This is a genomic window from Mesorhizobium sp. M8A.F.Ca.ET.161.01.1.1 (assembly GCF_004792105.1).
Classification (GTDB): Bacteria; Pseudomonadota; Alphaproteobacteria; order Rhizobiales; family Rhizobiaceae; genus Mesorhizobium.
In genome coordinates this window covers 369,849-385,725 of record NZ_SRTD01000003.1, presented here as the reverse complement: position 1 = coordinate 385,725, position 15,877 = coordinate 369,849, and the positions used below count along the sequence as shown (strand labels likewise).

At 64.1% G+C, this 15,877-nt stretch carries 13 protein-coding genes; 11 read left to right on the top strand and 2 right to left on the bottom strand.

What is annotated here, in order from left to right; genetic code table 11:
• The 5 genes from EN804_RS10475 (at position 1) to EN804_RS10455 (ending at position 4,321) form a co-directional block, all read left to right on the top strand.
• The gene (locus tag EN804_RS10475) at positions 1-783 is read left to right on the top strand and encodes an ATP-binding cassette domain-containing protein (protein WP_127280339.1); all 783 of its coding nucleotides are present in this window, start codon (positions 1-3) and stop codon (positions 781-783) included.
• 10 nt (positions 784-793) lie between these two features.
• Entirely contained in the window at positions 794-1,975 is a 1,182-nt protein-coding gene (locus EN804_RS10470; RefSeq protein ID WP_135919326.1) for an aldose 1-epimerase family protein, read from the top strand.
• A gap of 85 nt (positions 1,976-2,060) precedes the next feature.
• Positions 2,061-3,143 carry a fatty acid desaturase family protein gene (locus tag EN804_RS10465; RefSeq protein WP_135866429.1) on the top strand — a complete coding sequence of 361 codons (1,083 nt, stop codon included), beginning with the start codon at positions 2,061-2,063 and terminating at the stop codon, positions 3,141-3,143.
• Between the two features lie 28 nt (positions 3,144-3,171).
• The gene (locus EN804_RS10460) at positions 3,172-3,486 is read left to right on the top strand and encodes a MocE family 2Fe-2S type ferredoxin (RefSeq protein WP_127280341.1); all 315 of its coding nucleotides are present in this window, start codon (positions 3,172-3,174) and stop codon (positions 3,484-3,486) included.
• 34 nt (positions 3,487-3,520) lie between these two features.
• Positions 3,521-4,321: a 3-methyl-2-oxobutanoate hydroxymethyltransferase gene (locus EN804_RS10455; RefSeq protein WP_135866230.1), complete on the top strand. Its 801-nt coding sequence runs from the start codon at positions 3,521-3,523 to the stop codon at positions 4,319-4,321.
• Here EN804_RS10455 and hutH read toward each other — a convergent pair.
• Both hutH and EN804_RS10445 read right to left on the bottom strand, forming a co-directional pair.
• Positions 4,286-5,803 (bottom strand): histidine ammonia-lyase, encoded by a 1,518-nt coding sequence (gene hutH, locus EN804_RS10450; RefSeq protein WP_135919325.1) that lies wholly within the window; start codon positions 5,801-5,803, stop codon positions 4,286-4,288. The genes EN804_RS10455 and hutH overlap by 36 nt on opposite strands.
• Positions 5,800-6,801, bottom strand: a complete 1,002-nt coding sequence (locus tag EN804_RS10445; protein WP_135919324.1) for an ornithine cyclodeaminase family protein — start codon at positions 6,799-6,801, stop codon at positions 5,800-5,802. The genes hutH and EN804_RS10445 overlap by 4 nt, the downstream gene beginning before the upstream one ends.
• Before the next feature lie 113 nt (positions 6,802-6,914).
• Between EN804_RS10445 and EN804_RS10440 the strand changes: the two genes are divergently transcribed.
• The 6 genes from EN804_RS10440 (at position 6,915) to EN804_RS10415 (ending at position 15,647) form a co-directional block, all read left to right on the top strand.
• Positions 6,915-8,348, top strand: a complete 1,434-nt coding sequence (locus tag EN804_RS10440) for a DHA2 family efflux MFS transporter permease subunit (protein ID WP_127278340.1) — start codon at positions 6,915-6,917, stop codon at positions 8,346-8,348.
• A gap of 271 nt (positions 8,349-8,619) precedes the next feature.
• A complete protein-coding gene (locus EN804_RS10435) occupies positions 8,620-9,606 on the top strand; it encodes an ABC transporter permease (protein WP_127278341.1) in 987 nt (328 codons plus the stop codon).
• Between the two features lie 87 nt (positions 9,607-9,693).
• Positions 9,694-10,719, top strand: a complete 1,026-nt coding sequence (locus tag EN804_RS10430; protein WP_135919323.1) for a sugar ABC transporter substrate-binding protein — start codon at positions 9,694-9,696, stop codon at positions 10,717-10,719.
• Positions 10,720-10,975: 256 nt separating this feature from the next.
• The gene (locus EN804_RS10425; RefSeq protein ID WP_127873201.1) at positions 10,976-13,099 is read left to right on the top strand and encodes an SMP-30/gluconolactonase/LRE family protein; all 2,124 of its coding nucleotides are present in this window, start codon (positions 10,976-10,978) and stop codon (positions 13,097-13,099) included.
• A complete protein-coding gene (locus EN804_RS10420; RefSeq protein ID WP_127873200.1) occupies positions 13,096-14,151 on the top strand; it encodes a hypothetical protein in 1,056 nt (351 codons plus the stop codon). Before EN804_RS10425 ends, EN804_RS10420 begins: the two co-directional genes overlap by 4 nt.
• Positions 14,151-15,647, top strand: a complete 1,497-nt coding sequence (locus tag EN804_RS10415) for a sugar ABC transporter ATP-binding protein (RefSeq protein ID WP_127873199.1) — start codon at positions 14,151-14,153, stop codon at positions 15,645-15,647. Before EN804_RS10420 ends, EN804_RS10415 begins: the two co-directional genes overlap by 1 nt.
• The last annotated feature ends 230 nt before the right edge of the window (positions 15,648-15,877 follow it).

Genomic DNA, 15,877 nt, shown 5'->3' with positions numbered 1-15,877 from the left:
ATGACGCAAGAAGTACTTCGGCTGCAGAACCTGCAAAAGTCCTTCGGCAGCGTGCGGGCGCTGAAGAACGCCTCGCTGACACTGCGGGAAGGCGAGGTGGTGGCGCTGCTCGGCGACAATGGCGCCGGCAAATCGACGCTGATCAAGGCGATCTCGGGTGTGTTTCCGGTCGATCGCGGCGACATCTATGTGCGCGGCGAGAAGGTCTCGATCCGCTCGACCAGGGATGCGATGGACCTCGGCATCGAGACCATCCACCAGGACACGTCGCTGGCGCCGGACCTCAGCATCGCGCGCAATCTTTTCCTCGGCCGGGAGCCGGTCAATTTCGGTTGGCTCGGCGTGTTCGCGCCGCTCGACCTCGCCAAGCTGCGCAAGGCCGCCTCCGAACTGCTCAAGCGCGTCGGCATCTCGAAAAAGCTCGACGCCGACGCGCTGGTCAGCACACTTTCTGGCGGCGAACGTCAGTCGATCGCGATCTCGCGCGCCATGCAGTTTGCCGCCAAGGTCATCATCCTCGACGAGCCGACCAACAATCTCGGCGTCGAGGAGACCCATGGCGTGCTGCGTTTCGTCAAGGAGGTGCGCGATGCGGGCCATTCGGTGCTGCTCATCACCCACAACATCCACCATGTCTTCCAGGTCGCCGACCGCATCGTCGTGATGCGGCGCGGTGAGATCGTCGCCGAACAGACGGTCGCCGACACCGACCTCTTGACCGTGGAAAGCATCATCACCGGCGCCGACATGTCGGCCTTGCTCAAGGAGGCGAGGGCAAAGTGAAGGGCGTCGCATGGTAGAGCTATACGGCAAGACGCTGTCACGCCGGCAAGTGGCCGAGCGATCCGGCATGCTGTCGCAATTCGCCGGCGTGCGGCTGATGACGCTCGGCGACGGTGTGGAGCGCGGCATCCGTATGCTCGAATTCCGCACCGGCTCGGGCCTGCGCTTCACCGCGCAGGTCGACCGGGCGCTCGACATCGCCGATTGCGACTTCAAGGGCCAGGCGATCGGCTGGCATTCACCGAGCGGCTTTCGCCATCCGGGCCTGCACGAGTATGAAGGGGAAGGGGGGCTGGCCTGGGCGCGCTCTTTCTCCGGCCTGCTCGTCACCTGCGGCCTCGACCATGTTCTGGGCCGTGAGACCGTACCCGCCGACAGCTACAACTACCCCGGCAGGAAGACGGTGCTCCATTCGCTGCATGGCCGTGTCGGCACCATCCCGGCGCGGCTGACCGGCTATGGCGAGCGTTGGGACGGCGACCGTTGCGTGCTGTGGGCCGAAGGCATCGTCCAGCAATCGGCGGTATTCGGCGAGGACCTCCATCTCATCCGCCGCATCGAGGCCGATGTCGGCGGCAACGAGATCCGGCTTTCCGACCATGTCGTCAATCACGGCTTCAACCGCACGCCGCATATGTATTTCTATCATGTCAATATCAGCCATCCCTTGCTGGATGAGGGCTCGCGTTATCTGGCGCCGATCCGCGACGTCGTCTGGGCCGGCCATGCCGGCGAGCGCTACGCGGCGCAGAAGGTCGGCTATCGCACGGCGCCTGCGCCGCAACCGGGCTTCAGCGAACAGGTCTGGCAGCATGAGATGGCTGCCGATGCCAATGGCGAGGTGCCGGTGGCCGTCGTCAACGACCGCATCGGGCTCGGTCTCGAACTGGTGACGCGCAAGGACCAGTTGCCGTGTGCCTACCAGTGGCAGAATTTCCAGGCCGGGCAGTACGCGCTGGGGATGGAGCCTTCGACCCACCATGTGCTGGGCGATCTCGCCGCCCGCGAGCGCGGCGAGATGATCTGGCTGGAGCATGGCGAAAGCCGGGCCTACGACGCGGTGTTCCGGGTTCTCGACGGCGCCGGTGAGATCGCGGCGGCCGAAGCCAGGATCGCGGCTATCGCCCGACAGCCCGAGCAGGATTATCCTGAGCCTTCCGGAAACTTTCCAAGACTGGCCGGCAGGACATGAGCGCGACATTCATCCAAAGCAAGCCCTCCGGCCGGCGGACCGGATTGCCAGCGGTGCGCGACGATTGGAGGTCAGTGTGACGACGATGGCAAAGAAGCGCGACTACAGCCTGGTCGGCGAAAGCACCAGGGCGGCGATCGAGACCGGGCTCGCCTCGGCCGAGTGGTATCACACCGACGTCTCGCGCAAGGCGATGAAGGAACTGATGCAGCGTTCCGACGGTCCGGCGATCCGCGACACGGTGATCTGGATTGTCGCGATCCTGGGTTCGGCCGCCGGCATCGTCTGGTTCTGGGGTTCGTGGTGGGTGGTGCCGTTCCTGTTCGTCTATGGCGTGCTCTACGGCTCGTCGAGCGACTCGCGCTGGCACGAATGCGGCCATGGCACGGCGTTTCGCACGCGCTGGATGAACGATGTCGTCTATCACATCGCCTCGTTCATGCTGATGCGCAATCCCGTGCAATGGCGCTGGAGCCATGCCCGCCACCACACCGACACCATCATCGTCGGCCGCGACGCCGAGATCGCGGTCATGCGGCCGCCCGACCTGTTGAAGGCGGGGCTGGCGTTCACCGGCATTCTCGATTTCCGCTATTCGCTGCCGACGCTGGTGCGACAGGCCTTCGGCAGGCTGTCGGATGAAGAGAAGAGCTATATCCCCGAGATGGAACAGCATAGGGCGGTCGTCGCCGCCCGCTGGCACGTCGCCATCTATGTCGGGACGATCGCGCTTGCCATCGCGCTGAGGTCGTGGATACCGCTGGTGCTGATCGGCCTGCCGCGCCTCTACGGCACCTGGCACATGGTGACGACCGGCCTGCTGCAGCATATCGGTCTGGCCGACAATGTCGTCGACCACCGGCTCAACACCCGCACCGTCTACATGAACCCGATCAGCCGGTTCATTTACTGGAACATGAACTACCATGTGGAGCACCACATGTTCCCGATGGTGCCCTATCACGCGCTGCCCAGGCTGCACGAACTGATCAAGCATGATCTGCCCCAGCCGAACCCGTCGATGTGGCATGCCTACCGCGAGGTTTGGCCGGTGCTGCTCCGGCAGCTGAAATACGAGGACTATTACCTCAAGCGCGAACTGCCGCCGACGGCCAGGCCCTATCGCGGCGAGTTCCACGAGGTCGATATGTCGGCGGCGGCCGAATAGCGATCGATAATGTCCGCAGGAGATTGAGATGGCCGAGTGGCTGGAAGCGTGCGCCGTGGACGATGTCGAGGAAGAGGATGTCATCCGCTTCGACCATGGTGGGCGGAGCTTCGCGATCTATCGCTCGCCGGATGACGAGTTCTTCGCTACCGATGGTTTTTGCACGCATGAAAAGGCGCATCTGGCCGACGGGCTTGTCATGGACGACATCATCGAATGTCCCAAGCACAATGGCCGCTTCAACTACAAGACCGGCCAGGCCAAGGGCGCGCCGGTCTGCGTCAACCTCAAGACCTATCCAGTCCGAATCGAAGCTGGCAAGGTGATGATCGAGATCGGCTGACGAGCCGCCATCCAGAAACAGGGACAAGAGTTCAATGAGCCGAAAGAGACCGACCGTCGCCGATCTGCGCGCCATGAAGGGCAGGCGGCAGCTGACCATGCTGCGCGTGCTGACACTGGATGAAGCGGAAGCCGCCGAGCGGGCAGGGGTCGACATCGTCTCGGTGCCGCCCGAACTGGTGCTCAATCCGCAATACCGCGATGCGGCGCCCAGCCTGTTCACCATGCCGGGCGACAATTTCTACGAGATCGGCACATCGGACGATTTCCTGCGTTGGGCTTTTCGGCTCTACAAGGCCGGCGCCGACGCGGTCTATTGCAGCGCCGGCTATGCCACCATCAAGCGGATGGCGGACGATGCCATTCCCGTCATCGGCCATGTCGGCCTCATTCCATCGCGCGCGACCTGGACAGGCGGCTTCAAGGCTGTCGGCAAGTCCGCCGACACGGCCATGCAGGTGTTCGAGGCGGTGAAGCAACTGGAGGCAGTGGGCGCCATCGGCGCCGAAATAGAAGTTGTGCCGGTCGAAGTGGCGAAGGCGATCTCGGAGCGGACGTCGCTGATCATGCTGTCGATGGGCGCGGGCACCGGCTGCGACGCGCAATATCTATTCGCCGACGACATCCTTGGCCAGAACAGAGGCCACATGCCGCGCCACTCCAAGGTCTACCGCAACTTCGCCGCCGAGTATGACCGGCTGCAGGCCGAGCGGGTGGCGGCGTTCTCCGAATATGTCGCCGACGTCAACAGCGGCGCCTATCCCGAGGACAGGCACATCGTGCACATGGACCCGACCGAGCTACGCCTGTTTCTCGACAAGGTCGGCCGGAGCTAGGGCCGGCCGCCACGCATTGCCGGCCAGCGCGGCGTGGAGTGCTTCCGCATCGACGCCGAGCGGCCGGTCCTCCTTCAGGGAAGGGACCAGCGCGCGTATCGCCGTGTGGACGGCTGACGTGCCTGGTGCCAGCGTCAACCCTTCACGCAGGTCGACGGCCTGGGCGGCCGCCATCAGTTCGAAAGCGATCAACCGCCGCCACAGCACGATCATGTCAGCGCATTTCGAAACCGCCAGCGGCGTCTGCGTGGCGTGATCCTCGACGCCTTCCGAGACGGGCAGGAAGTCGAGCATCACCGGATTGGCCTTGTGACGGATGGCAGCCAGGATCGATGTCACCGTCTTCTGCAGCGGCACGAAACCGGCCGAGGCGCCGCCGACCGGCGACAGATATTTCGGCAGGCTGTTGCGGCCCGAGCCGGTGAGCTGGACGAAGCGGGCTGCACTGGCGGCCGCGCATTGAGCGATTGCCAGGCTGAGCGCCTCGAAGGCGAGCGCCAGCGAAGCGGTGTGGAAGTTGCCGGTCGACAGCACCAGCCCGTCGTCGCTCAGAACCAGCGGGTTGTCGGCGGCGGCATTGAGTTCGATCTCGACGGCGCGTTTTGCCTGGCCGATCGCCTCGATCAGCACGCCATGGATCGAGGGCATGCAGCGGATCGACAGCGGATCCTGTAGGGTGGTGGGCGCCGGCGCTTCGTCGCCGGCGAGAAGATCGTGCAGCGCCTTGGCGGCTTCCTGCTGGCCAGCGGCTGGCCGCGCCATGTGCAGGCGCGGGTCGAGGATGGTGCGGTTGGCGCCAAACCCTTCCATGGTCAGCGCGCCGGCCTGCTGCTGCTGGTCAAGGGCCGACAACGCGTCCGTGACCACAAGCGAGCCGCCGCCAGCGGAGACGGCGGAAGCGTTGATCAGCGACAGCCCATCCTTGGGCGCCAGGCCGATGGGGCCGAGACGGGCCATCATCAGCGCCTTGACCGCCGGCATGCGCCTTCCCTGATAATCGGCTTCGCCTTCGCCGATCAGCAGGCGGGCGATCGCGGTCATCAGCACCAGGTCGCCGGCGCCGATGGAGCCGAGCGACGGCATCACCGGATGGACGCCGGCGTTGAGGACATCGACCAGGGCAACGAACACTGCGGGCGACAGGCCGGAGCCGCCCGCCGACAGCATCGTCAGGCGGGCGAGCATGGTTGCCCGCACGGTTTCGACCGGCAGGGCCCCGCCGACCGCGCCGCTGCGGCCTTCGAGCAACTGGCGCTGGAAGGCGCTGGCGTCACCCTCGACCGATGTGCCGAGATTGGCGCCGAGACCGGTGTTCAGGCCGTAGATCTGCTGGCCCGAGGCCGCGGCCTGGTCGAGCACCTTTCGCGCCTTCTCCAGCCTGCCGATGACATCGGCTCCGATTTCCACCTTGCGCGCCTGGCGGGCGACGGCGGCGACATCACCGACACTGACGCCGGCCCCGGTGAGGACGAGCGCGCTCATGCGAAGCGTAGCCTCTGGCCGATGCCTTGCGCCTGTGCCTTGGCCAGCATCGCCTTGCCAAGCGCGATGTCGGACAGCGACAGGCCACGGTGCCAGAACAGGATGGTCTCGTCGTCGCTCTGCCGTCCCGGCCTCAGGCCGGCGGCGATCTGGCCGAGTTCGGCATGCAGCGTCGTCTCGCTCAGCCGCCCGGTCTCGACATGGGCGCGCAGCGAGCCGAACTTGCCGCCCTTGCACTGGCCCCAATCGTCGACGACCATCTTCTGCATGATGTCGGTCAGCGACAGCTCCACCGCGCTCATCGTGCCATAGGGCACCACCAGCGCGCCGGGCTTGATCCATTCGGTCTTGAGCAGCGGTTGCGGCTCCGGCAGGCGCGAGGCCTCGACGACAATGTCGGCCCCTTCGACGCAGCTTTTCCAGTCGGCCACGGCAGTGACCGTCTTGCCGAGGTCGGCCGACAATTTGGCGGCAAAGCGGTCGCGGCTTTCCGGCCGGCGCGAGTGGACGCGGATTTCGTCGAAATCGAAGAGATGGTCGAGCAGGCGCACGTTCCAGTAGGCGGTGCCGCGCGCGCCGATATGGGCCAGCACCTTCGAGTTCTTGCGCGCCAGATGTTTGGCGCCGATGGCGGTGACGGCGCCGGTGCGCATGTCGGTGATGACGGTGGCGTCGAGGATGGCGCGTGGGGTACCGGTGCGCGGATCGAACAAATTGAGGATGCCGAATTCCGAAGGCAGGCCGTGAAGGTAGTTGTCGACATAGTCGCCGACGATCTTGACGCCCGCGGTATCGAGCGGCGCGACGTAGCCGCGCAGGACATTGAAATGGCCGTGGAAGGACGGGTCGGGTTCGAGGTGGACACGCGGCTCGATCACCGTCTGGCCCTTGCCTTGTGCGATGAGCCCGGCCTCGACCGCACCGATGATCTCGGCATCGGTCATGGCAAGGGCTTCGATGTCGAGGGCATTGAGGTAGTCGATATAGATAGGCTTCATGCGTCTGCGTTCCTCGGCCACCCCGCTCATCCATAACAGGCCGCGGCGCGACACGAAAGTTTGTTGGCTGTTGTCTGGACGCCATCGGCCAAATGCTGTTCAAGCGGTCCGTCATGACTGCCATTTCCGAGACCGAAGCTTCAGCCGACCCAGCCGGGAATTCGCGGCGCGTGGCGCTGATCGTCGCCATCGCCTTCTTCATGCAACTGCTGGATTCGACCATCATCTCGACCTCGCTGCCGCAGATGGGGGAATCGTTCGGCGTGCCGGCGGTGGCGATGAGCATCGGCATCACCGTCTACATGCTGACCATGGCGGTGTTCGTGCCGCTGTCGGGCTGGCTCGCCGACCGCTTTGGCGCGCGCAACATCTTCCTCGTCGCCATCGCGCTGTTCACGCTGGCTTCGCTTGCCTGCGGCTTTTCGCAGAACCTGACCGAATTCGTCATTGCCCGTGCCGTGCAGGGGCTGGGCAGCGCGCTGATGACGCCGGTCGGCCGCATCCTGGTGCTGCGCAACGCGTCGAAATCCGAATTGCTCAACGCCACGGCGCTGATCACCTGGCCGGCTCTGTTCGCGCCTGTCGTCGGGCCGGTGCTCGGTGGCTTCATCACCACCTATCTGTCCTGGCACTGGAATTTCTTCATCAACATTCCGCTCGGCATGATCGGGCTGGCGCTGGTCGCCCGCTTCATCCCCGGTGACCGTGAAGCCGATCCCAAGCCGCTCGACTGGCCGGGTTTCTTCCTGACGTCGCTGGGGCTCGCCTGCCTGCTCTATGGCCTGGAGCGCATCGCGCATCCGGAGGATGGCGCCTTGCCGACGGTGGGGCTGATCGCGGCGGGGATCGTCGTCGGATGGCTGGCGGTGCGTCATCTCCATCGCGCGCCGCATCCGCTGCTCGACCTGTCGTCGTTCAAGGTGCAGACCTTCGCCATCTCGACGCTTGCCGCCGGCACCATCTTCCGGGTTGCGATCAACGCCACGCCGTTTCTTTTGCCGCTGTTGTTCCAGGTCGGCTTCGGCCTCTCGCCCGTCGACGCCGGCATGATGATCCTGGCCTATTTCCTTGGCAATCTCGGCATGAAGACGGTGACGACGCCGATGCTGCGTCGCTTCGGCTTTCGCTCGGTGATGGTCGTCAACGGCATCATCGCGTCGGCATCGATCATGGCTTGCGCGGCGATCTCGCCGCAGACGCCGCAGGCGCTGGTGGTGGCGCTGATGCTGATTGCCGGCCTGTCGCGCTCGATGCAGTTCACCGCGCTCAACACGCTGGCCTTCGCCGATATCGCCGCCGGGCAGCGGAGCTCCGCTGCGACCTTGTCCTCGATGCTGCAGCAGGTGGCGATGCTGTTCGGCGTTGCCGTGGCGGCGGCGATCCTCAACCTGTCGCAGATCGCGAGAGGCCGGCCGGCGCTCGATCTCGTCGATTTTCGAGCAGCCTTCCTGGTGATCGCCGTCATCGGGCTGGTGGCGTCGTTTCGTTTCCTGGTGTTGCCGAGGACCGCCGGCGCCGAGGTCTCGGGCCATATTGCCGGGAACTGAAATCGAATTTTCCCGCCCATGGCGAGGTTAAATTCCGTCTTCGCCTTTCGCCTTGGTGTGACGCTTTCGCGAATGGCTGCGATGGTGCAAACAATTGCCAAAAGCGTTTAAGTTTCCGGGCATTGCGCCAGGTTCGGCAATCAATGCGTCCACTTTGCGAATCTCATCGCAAGCCGCGTTTTGAACGCGGTTTCATTTGACGAAGCGACGCTGAGCCGATTAGTTTTCCGACCCAGGGATGGCAGCGCTGCCATCGGGGTGAAAGCAGACAATGAACATGGCCGGCTGGCTGAACTTCAGGAGCCTGAATCAGGAAGGCATTGTCTTTGCCATAGCGGTGGTGCTGTTCGTCGCCGCCGCAATCGGCCTGCCGGGTTTCATAGATCCCAACAATCTCGTCGCCATTGTCCGCTCGGTGTCGGTGCTGGGCATACTGGCGCTCGGCATGGCCGTCGTCATCATCGGCCGCGGCATCGACCTGTCGGCGGTGGCGATCATGGCGATGTCGGTCGCCTGGTACCTGCAATTGCTCAACACCGGAACGCCGGACGGGCTGGCCTTCGCCTATGTGCTGGCCGGCGTGCTCGCCATCGGCCTGCTCAACGGCTTTCTCGTCGCCTATGCCGATGTGCCGGCGATCTTCGTCACGCTGGCGACCGGCTCCTTCGTCTTCGGCTATGTGCGTTCGCAATTGATCACGCAGGACGCGGTGCCGGTGCCTCAGGGCCATTGGGTGGAACTGCTCGGCGGTCTGCGCTTTCTCGACGTTCCGATCGAGGTGTTCGTCTTCGCCGGGCTCGCCTTCCTGTTCTTCCTGTTCCTGCGCTACACCAAATGGGGCCGCTACATCTATTTCGCTGGCGACAATCCGGTGGCGGCGCGCAACATCGGCATTCCGGTGCGGCCGATGCTGGTGCTGCGCTATGTGCTGTCCGCTTTCGTGGCGCTGATCGCGGGCCTTTTGACGGCGGCCAGCCTGCATTCGATCAACACGCGGGTCGTCAACTCGACGCTGCTCTACGACATCGTGCTGGTGGCGGTGATCGGCGGCATCGGACTGTCGGGCGGGCGAGGCGGGGTGCGCAACGTGCTGGTGGGCGCAGCACTGATCGGCATCCTGCTCAACGCCATGACCATCATCGACATTCCGCTGCTCTACCAGAACCTGATCAAGGCGGCGATCCTGCTCGGCGCCATCATCGTCGACGGCATCATCAATCCGCGCGACGAACAGACAGCGCAGCAGGGCGACATTTAGAGCAGATGGGCTAGCCCATCCTGCTCGGGGTACCCGGCGCGATCGTGACGATCGGCCGGCAATGAAAACCGAACCAGAGGATATGAGATGAAGCTGATCAGAACATTGATGGCCGCGGCCACGGCCCTCGCCATGACCGCTTTCGTGGCGCCGACCTTCGCCGCTGACGATCCGGGACCGGCGGCTTACGCCCAGGCACTCAAGGGCAAGCGCGTCATGCTGGTACCGCTGGCGATGGGCTTCGACCTGGCGCAGGGCTGGGCGCATTACCTGAAGAAGGAGGTCGAGGCCTGGGGCGGCACGTTCGAGACGCGCGATCCGAACTGGGTGGTCGATGCCGGCGCGCAGGCGATCACCGATGCGATCTCGTCGGACACAAGACCAGATGTGCTGATCATCCATGCGCCGGACCTCAACTCCTATTCCAAGCTGATGAAGAAGGCGCAGGCGGCCGGCACCTATGTGATCCTCGTCGACAATCCGGCGAATTTTCCCGCCGACGCCTTTGTCGGCAGCGACTGGGACCGGCTCGGCCAGCTCGAGGCTGAAGCGGCGATCAAGGGTTGCGGCGAGAACTCGTCCAAGAAAATCGGATTGGTGCAGGGCGACCAGGCCAACTCTTCCAGCCTCTACCAGTATGCCGGCATCATGAAGGTGCTGGACAAGCATCCCGACTTCAAGGTCGTGGCAAAGCCCGACTCCAACTGGGATGCCACGACCTCGCGCAATGTGACCACGACCATGCTGCAGCAGAACCCCGACATCTGCTCGATCATCGATTTCTGGGATGGTGACGCGACCGGTGCATCCGCCGCGATCCGCGACGCCAAGCTCGACGGCAAGGTGTTTTTGGTCACCACCGGCGGCGGCGAAAAGGCGGCCGATTGCGACAAGCTGAACGACGGCACCTATGGCGCCGTGGTGATGACCGATCTTGCACGCCAGTCGGGCGACATGAACGCCATCATAAAATTCCTGCTGCAGAGCGGCCAGCCGGCCGGCACCTCGCACACCTACATCTACACGCTGGAGAAGGCGACGACCAAGGCCGACCTCAGGCCCGACAGCTGCTGGGACCTGAAGGCGCTGCAGGCCGAGGCGGCGGCGAAATAGTGTCGCGCGGTTAATGTCAGCGAGGTGGCTTGGGCCATCTCTAATCGCTAGCGGTTTGCGCTGCCCTCACCCTTACCCTCTCCCCGTGAAGAACGGGGAGAGGGGGACGCCGACGTTGGTGCGCTTCCCTTCTCCCCGTCTCTATACGGGGAGAAGGTGCCGGCAGGCGGATGAGGGCAGCGGCGAGATCGAGAATTACCCGAAGCCATGCCTCGGGAACAACCCGGCCCTTTTTCTCATGGAATAGCAGCAGCCGATGACCTTTCGCGAACGCCTTCAGTCCTGGCGCTACAATCTCGTGCCCGACCATCTGGTCGGCGAGATCCTGACCAAGCGCTGGACCGACAACGCCATTCCTTTCCTGGCGCTGGTGGTGACGTTGGCCACGTTCGGCTCGCTCATTCCGGGCTTCTTCAAGCTCTCCTCGCTGCAGGAATCGACCCGCCAGCTCGGCGAGTTCTCGATGGTGGTCACCGGCATGACCGTGGTGATGCTGGGCGGCGGCATCGATCTCTCAGTCGGCTCGATCTTCGCGCTGTCCTGTTTCTCCGCCGTCTATGTCTTCTTCATCCTGGAACAGTCGATCTGGCTGGCGCTGGCCGCCTCGCTCGCCACTGGGTTGATCTTCGGTGCCATCAATGGATACCTCGTCGGGTACCTCAGGCTGCGCGCCTTCCTCACCACGCTGGTGACCTTCATCTTCGGGCGGGCGCTGTTCGACATCCTGGTCACCACCTATGCAGCCGATGTGCAGCTTTCGACGGCCACATCGGATGTGCTCGACTTCATCGGCGACAGCACCTTCTGGGGGCTCTCCGTCTCGGTGTGGCTGGCAATCATCCTCGCCATCGTCACCCATATCGCGCTGACGCGCTCGCGGCCCGGCTGGCATGTCCTGGCGGTCGGCGGTTCCCGCCGCTCGGCGCACAATGCCGGCATCCGGGTGCGCCGCACCGTGTTCATGACCTATGTCTTTTCCGGCTTCTGCGCCTCGATCGGCGGCTTTCTCATCGCCTGCCGGTTGAGTGGGGCAGGGCCAGGCACCGGCCTCAACCTGGAGATCATGGCGCTGACCGCTGCGGTGGTCGGCGGCGTCAGCCTCGGCGGCGGGCGCGGTTCGGTGATCAAGGGCCTGATGGGCGCCATCATTGTGCTCACCATGACCAACGGGCTGATCCGGCTCGGCTACGGCACCGGCACCAACCAGATGGTTCTGGGCATCATGCTTGCGGTGGCTGTGACCATCGACATCCGCTGGCTGAAGAACCGCCACAAGGTACTGAACGAGGTCTATGTCGCGCCGGTCTATCTCAAGATGGGCGAAACACAGTCCGCGGTGCCGGGCTCCGGCACGCCTTACGCGCTCGACAACCGGTTGTCTTCAGCCGACCATATCGGGCTTGGCGAACTGGAGGGGCCTGAAGACGTCATCCTCGACCGCGACGACAATCTCTATTGCGGCACCCGCCATGGCGAGATCGTCCGCTTCTTCGCGCCCGATTATGTCAGGTCGGAAGTGTTTGCCCATATTGGCGGCTTTCCGCTGGGGCTCGCCTTCGATAAATCGGGCAACCTGATCAGCTGCGTTGGCGCCATGGGGCTGTATTCGGTTTCACCGCAGCGCGAGGTCAAGCGTCTATCCGCCGAGACGTCGCGTTCCTGGACGTCGATCGTCGACGATGCACGGCTGCGCGATCCCAATGATTGCGATATCGCGCCGGACGGCCGCATTTATTTCACGGACTCGACCAAGCGCTATGATGCGCATGACTGGGCGCTGGACTCGATCGAGAACCGCGCCACCGGCCGCCTGCTGGTCTACGATCCCCGGGATGGCTCGACGAAGACGCTGCTCGACGGCTACCGCTACACCAATGGCGTCTGCATGGCGCATGACGGCAAGTCGCTGTTCTTCGCCGAAAGCTGGGCCTGCCGCGTGCATCGCTACTGGCTGGAAGGGCCGAAGGCGGGCACCGCCGAATGTGTCATCCGCGACATGCCGGGGTATCCCGACAACATCAACCGGGCCTCGGACGGCAATTACTGGATGGCGTGGCTGGGTATGCGCACGCCGAGCTTCGACCTTTCGCTGCGCCATCCCGACATGCGCAAGCGCATGACGCGCCGGCTGCCGCAGGACGAATGGCTGTTTCCCAACATCAACACCGGCGGCGTGGTGAAATTCAACGAGAAGGGCGGCATCGTCGAGGCGATGGGCGACTTGACGGGCGGCGCGCACCCGATGGTCACCTCGATGCGCGAACACAAGGGATATCTGTTCGTCGGCGGCATCCTCAACAACCGCATCGGCCGCTACAAGATCAGGGGTGCCGACCCGAACTGGACCAGCCCCGCTTCCTATTGGGGGGCGCAACCATGATCCTCGATCCGATCCTGGATATGTTTCGCGGCAAGGCAGTGACCATCCCGCCGCTCGACGGCGCCTTCCGGCCGAACACGCGGCTCGATGATGCGCCGGCTTTCGCCGAACTGACCGAGCCCGACAATCTGCTGGTTGCCGGTGGCCGGCTGCTCGCCTCAAGCGGCAACGCCGTCCTTGGGATTGCTGTCGGTGTGGAACCCGTCGTGGTCGAGACCTTTCCGTCTCCTGTCACGGCGCTGTCGCTGTCGCCTTCAGGCGAACTCACGGTAGGGCTGGAGAGCGGCAAGCTGTTCATCGCGGGCAGGGAGGTGTCGCTGCCAGCCGGAATCCGTTGCATCACCGCTCTTGCCTATGCCGAGGACGGCGGGCTTTGGCTGGCTAATGGGTCGGCCGAGCACACGCCGTCGCAATGGGCCGCCGATCTGATGAAGAAGGGCGCCTCCGGTTCGCTTTGGAAGCGGGATGCGGCAGGCGGTGAGTTCCGCAAGCTGGCCGGCGACATCGCCTTCCCTTATGGGCTGCATCCGATCGGCAAGGATGTGCTGGTGAGTGAAAGCTGGCGCCACCAGCTCGTCCGTTTCGATGGCACAACCGGCAATCGCTCGACCGTGCTGACGCATCTGCCCGGTTATCCCGCGCGGCTGTCGCCGGCCGGCGATGGCGGAGCGTGGCTGACCCTGTTCGCGCCGCGCAACCGGCTGATCGAATTCGTGCTGCAGGAAACGCACTATCGCCAGGATATGATCGGACAGGTGCCGCCGGCCTACTGGATCGCGCCGGCGCTGGCCTCCAACCGCAGTTTCCTCGAGCCGCTGCAATGCGGCGGCATCCGAACCATGGGCATCCACAAGCCATGGTCGCCGAGCCGCTCCTACGGGCTGGTGGTCAGGCTCGACCAAAACATGCAGCCGCGGTTCAGCCTGCACAGCCGCGCCAACGGCACGCGCCACGGCATCTGCAGCGTGGCGGAAAGGGACGGAGGGCTGTTGATCGCCTCGAAGGGCGGCGACTGCGTGCTGGCCGTCGACCTTGCCTCGGGAGGTTTCTGATGCAACCGATCGTTCGCCTCGAGAACGTCACCAAGAATTACCGCGGCGTGCCTGCGGTGAAGAACGTCACCTTCGAGCTACGCAAGGGCGAAATCCATGCGCTGCTCGGCGAGAACGGTGCAGGCAAGTCGACGCTGACCAAGATCATCGCCGGAGTGGTCGATGCCACCTCGGGCAAGATGTTCCATAAGGGCCAGGAGATCGCCTACGCCTCACCGCATGCCGCGCTCGAAGCGGGCATTGCCATGGTGTTCCAGGAGACCAGCCTGGTGCCGTCGATGACGGTGGCGCAGAACCTCTATCTCGGTACTGAAAAATTCCTCAACCGGCTGCGCGGCACGTATATCTCAGCACAGCAGTTCCTGCAGTCGCTGAATTTTCCGGTCGATCCGAACGCCATGGTGGCGACGTTGGGCGCCGCCAAGCGGCAGATGGTCGAAATCGCGCGCGCCGTGCACCACAATGCCGAGATCATCATCTTCGACGAACCGACAGCGACGCTGACGCCGGAGGAGAAGCGCCACTTTTTCGCGCTCATCCGGCGGCTGAAGGCGAACGGTGTCTCGATCGTCTTCATCAGCCACGCGCTGGAAGAGGCATTGATGATTGCCGACCGCATCACCATCCTGCGCGACGGCGAACTGGTCGTCACCGACGACGCGTCGGCCTTCGACCGCGACAAGATCGTCGCCGCCATGGTCGGGCGCACGCTGTCGGGCCAGATCTACCGCCAGCGCGATGAGGCCAGGCTGCGCAAGGCCGGCAAGAAAGTGCTGTCGGTGCAGGACATTTCGATGAGCAACGTCGTGCGCAACAATTCCTTCTCGATCTTCGAGGGCCAGATCACCGGCGTGTTCGGGCTGATCGGCTCGGGCCGCACCGAGACGTTCAAGATCGTGTCGGGCATCTACAAGCGCGATTTTTTGCGCGGCGGTGCGATCGAACTGGACGATAAGCCCGTGCGCTATCTCGTGCCGAGCCAAGCGGTGGCCGACGGCATTGTCTATGTCACCGAGGACCGCAAGAGCGAAGGCATCTTCGAGACGATGGGCATCGCCGAGAACCTGTTCGGCGGGCTGCTGGCGGCGGGCCGTGAAAAGGCCTGGGTGATCAACCAGCAGGAGATGCGGCAGCTTTCGGCGGAATGGACCAAGACGCTGAACATCAAGGCGATCAACGACAATGCGCGAGTCGTCGAACTCTCCGGCGGCAACCAGCAGAAGGTGGTGATCGGCAAGGGGCTGGTGCAGAAGCCGCGCATCGTCATCTTCGACGAGCCGACGCGCGGCGTCGACGTCGGCGCGATCGCCGAGATCCACCAGATCATCAACCGGCTGGCGGATGAGGGATTGGCCGTGGTGGTGATCTCTTCCTATTTGCCGGAGATCATGAACCTGTCGGACCGCATTTTGGTCTGCCGCCAAGGGCGCATCGTCGAGGAGTTTTCGCCGGCGGAGGCGACGGAGGAGAGGATCATGTACGCGGCGGTGCATTAGGTGGCGAGACAAGGTGGATGATCGCACCATTGGATCGAACACCGGAGGCTAGTCGAGGCATCCGTCATTTCGTCATCCACGGGCGGAGCAAGGAGCGTAGCGACGCGGCGCAGACCCGAGGATCCATGCCGAGACTCAGAAGCGCTGCTATGGTGCAGGATTTGGCTCCGCTGCACTCTACGGTGAAAGTCGCGGCATGGATCCCAGGGTCTCCGCGACGGCGCTTCGCG

Coding starts and splice junctions, on each gene's coding strand:
- EN804_RS10475 (WP_127280339.1), top strand. CDS start 1: ATGACGCAAGAAGTACTTCGGCTGCAGAACCTGCAAAAGTCCTTCGGC.
- EN804_RS10470 (WP_135919326.1), top strand. CDS start 794: ATGGTAGAGCTATACGGCAAGACGCTGTCACGCCGGCAAGTGGCCGAG.
- EN804_RS10465 (WP_135866429.1), top strand. CDS start 2,061: ATGGCAAAGAAGCGCGACTACAGCCTGGTCGGCGAAAGCACCAGGGCG.
- EN804_RS10460 (WP_127280341.1), top strand. CDS start 3,172: ATGGCCGAGTGGCTGGAAGCGTGCGCCGTGGACGATGTCGAGGAAGAG.
- EN804_RS10455 (WP_135866230.1), top strand. CDS start 3,521: ATGAGCCGAAAGAGACCGACCGTCGCCGATCTGCGCGCCATGAAGGGC.
- hutH (WP_135919325.1), bottom strand. CDS start 5,803: ATGAGCGCGCTCGTCCTCACCGGGGCCGGCGTCAGTGTCGGTGATGTC.
- EN804_RS10445 (WP_135919324.1), bottom strand. CDS start 6,801: ATGAAGCCTATCTATATCGACTACCTCAATGCCCTCGACATCGAAGCC.
- EN804_RS10440 (WP_127278340.1), top strand. CDS start 6,915: ATGACTGCCATTTCCGAGACCGAAGCTTCAGCCGACCCAGCCGGGAAT.
- EN804_RS10435 (WP_127278341.1), top strand. CDS start 8,620: ATGAACATGGCCGGCTGGCTGAACTTCAGGAGCCTGAATCAGGAAGGC.
- EN804_RS10430 (WP_135919323.1), top strand. CDS start 9,694: ATGAAGCTGATCAGAACATTGATGGCCGCGGCCACGGCCCTCGCCATG.
- EN804_RS10425 (WP_127873201.1), top strand. CDS start 10,976: ATGACCTTTCGCGAACGCCTTCAGTCCTGGCGCTACAATCTCGTGCCC.
- EN804_RS10420 (WP_127873200.1), top strand. CDS start 13,096: ATGATCCTCGATCCGATCCTGGATATGTTTCGCGGCAAGGCAGTGACC.
- EN804_RS10415 (WP_127873199.1), top strand. CDS start 14,151: ATGCAACCGATCGTTCGCCTCGAGAACGTCACCAAGAATTACCGCGGC.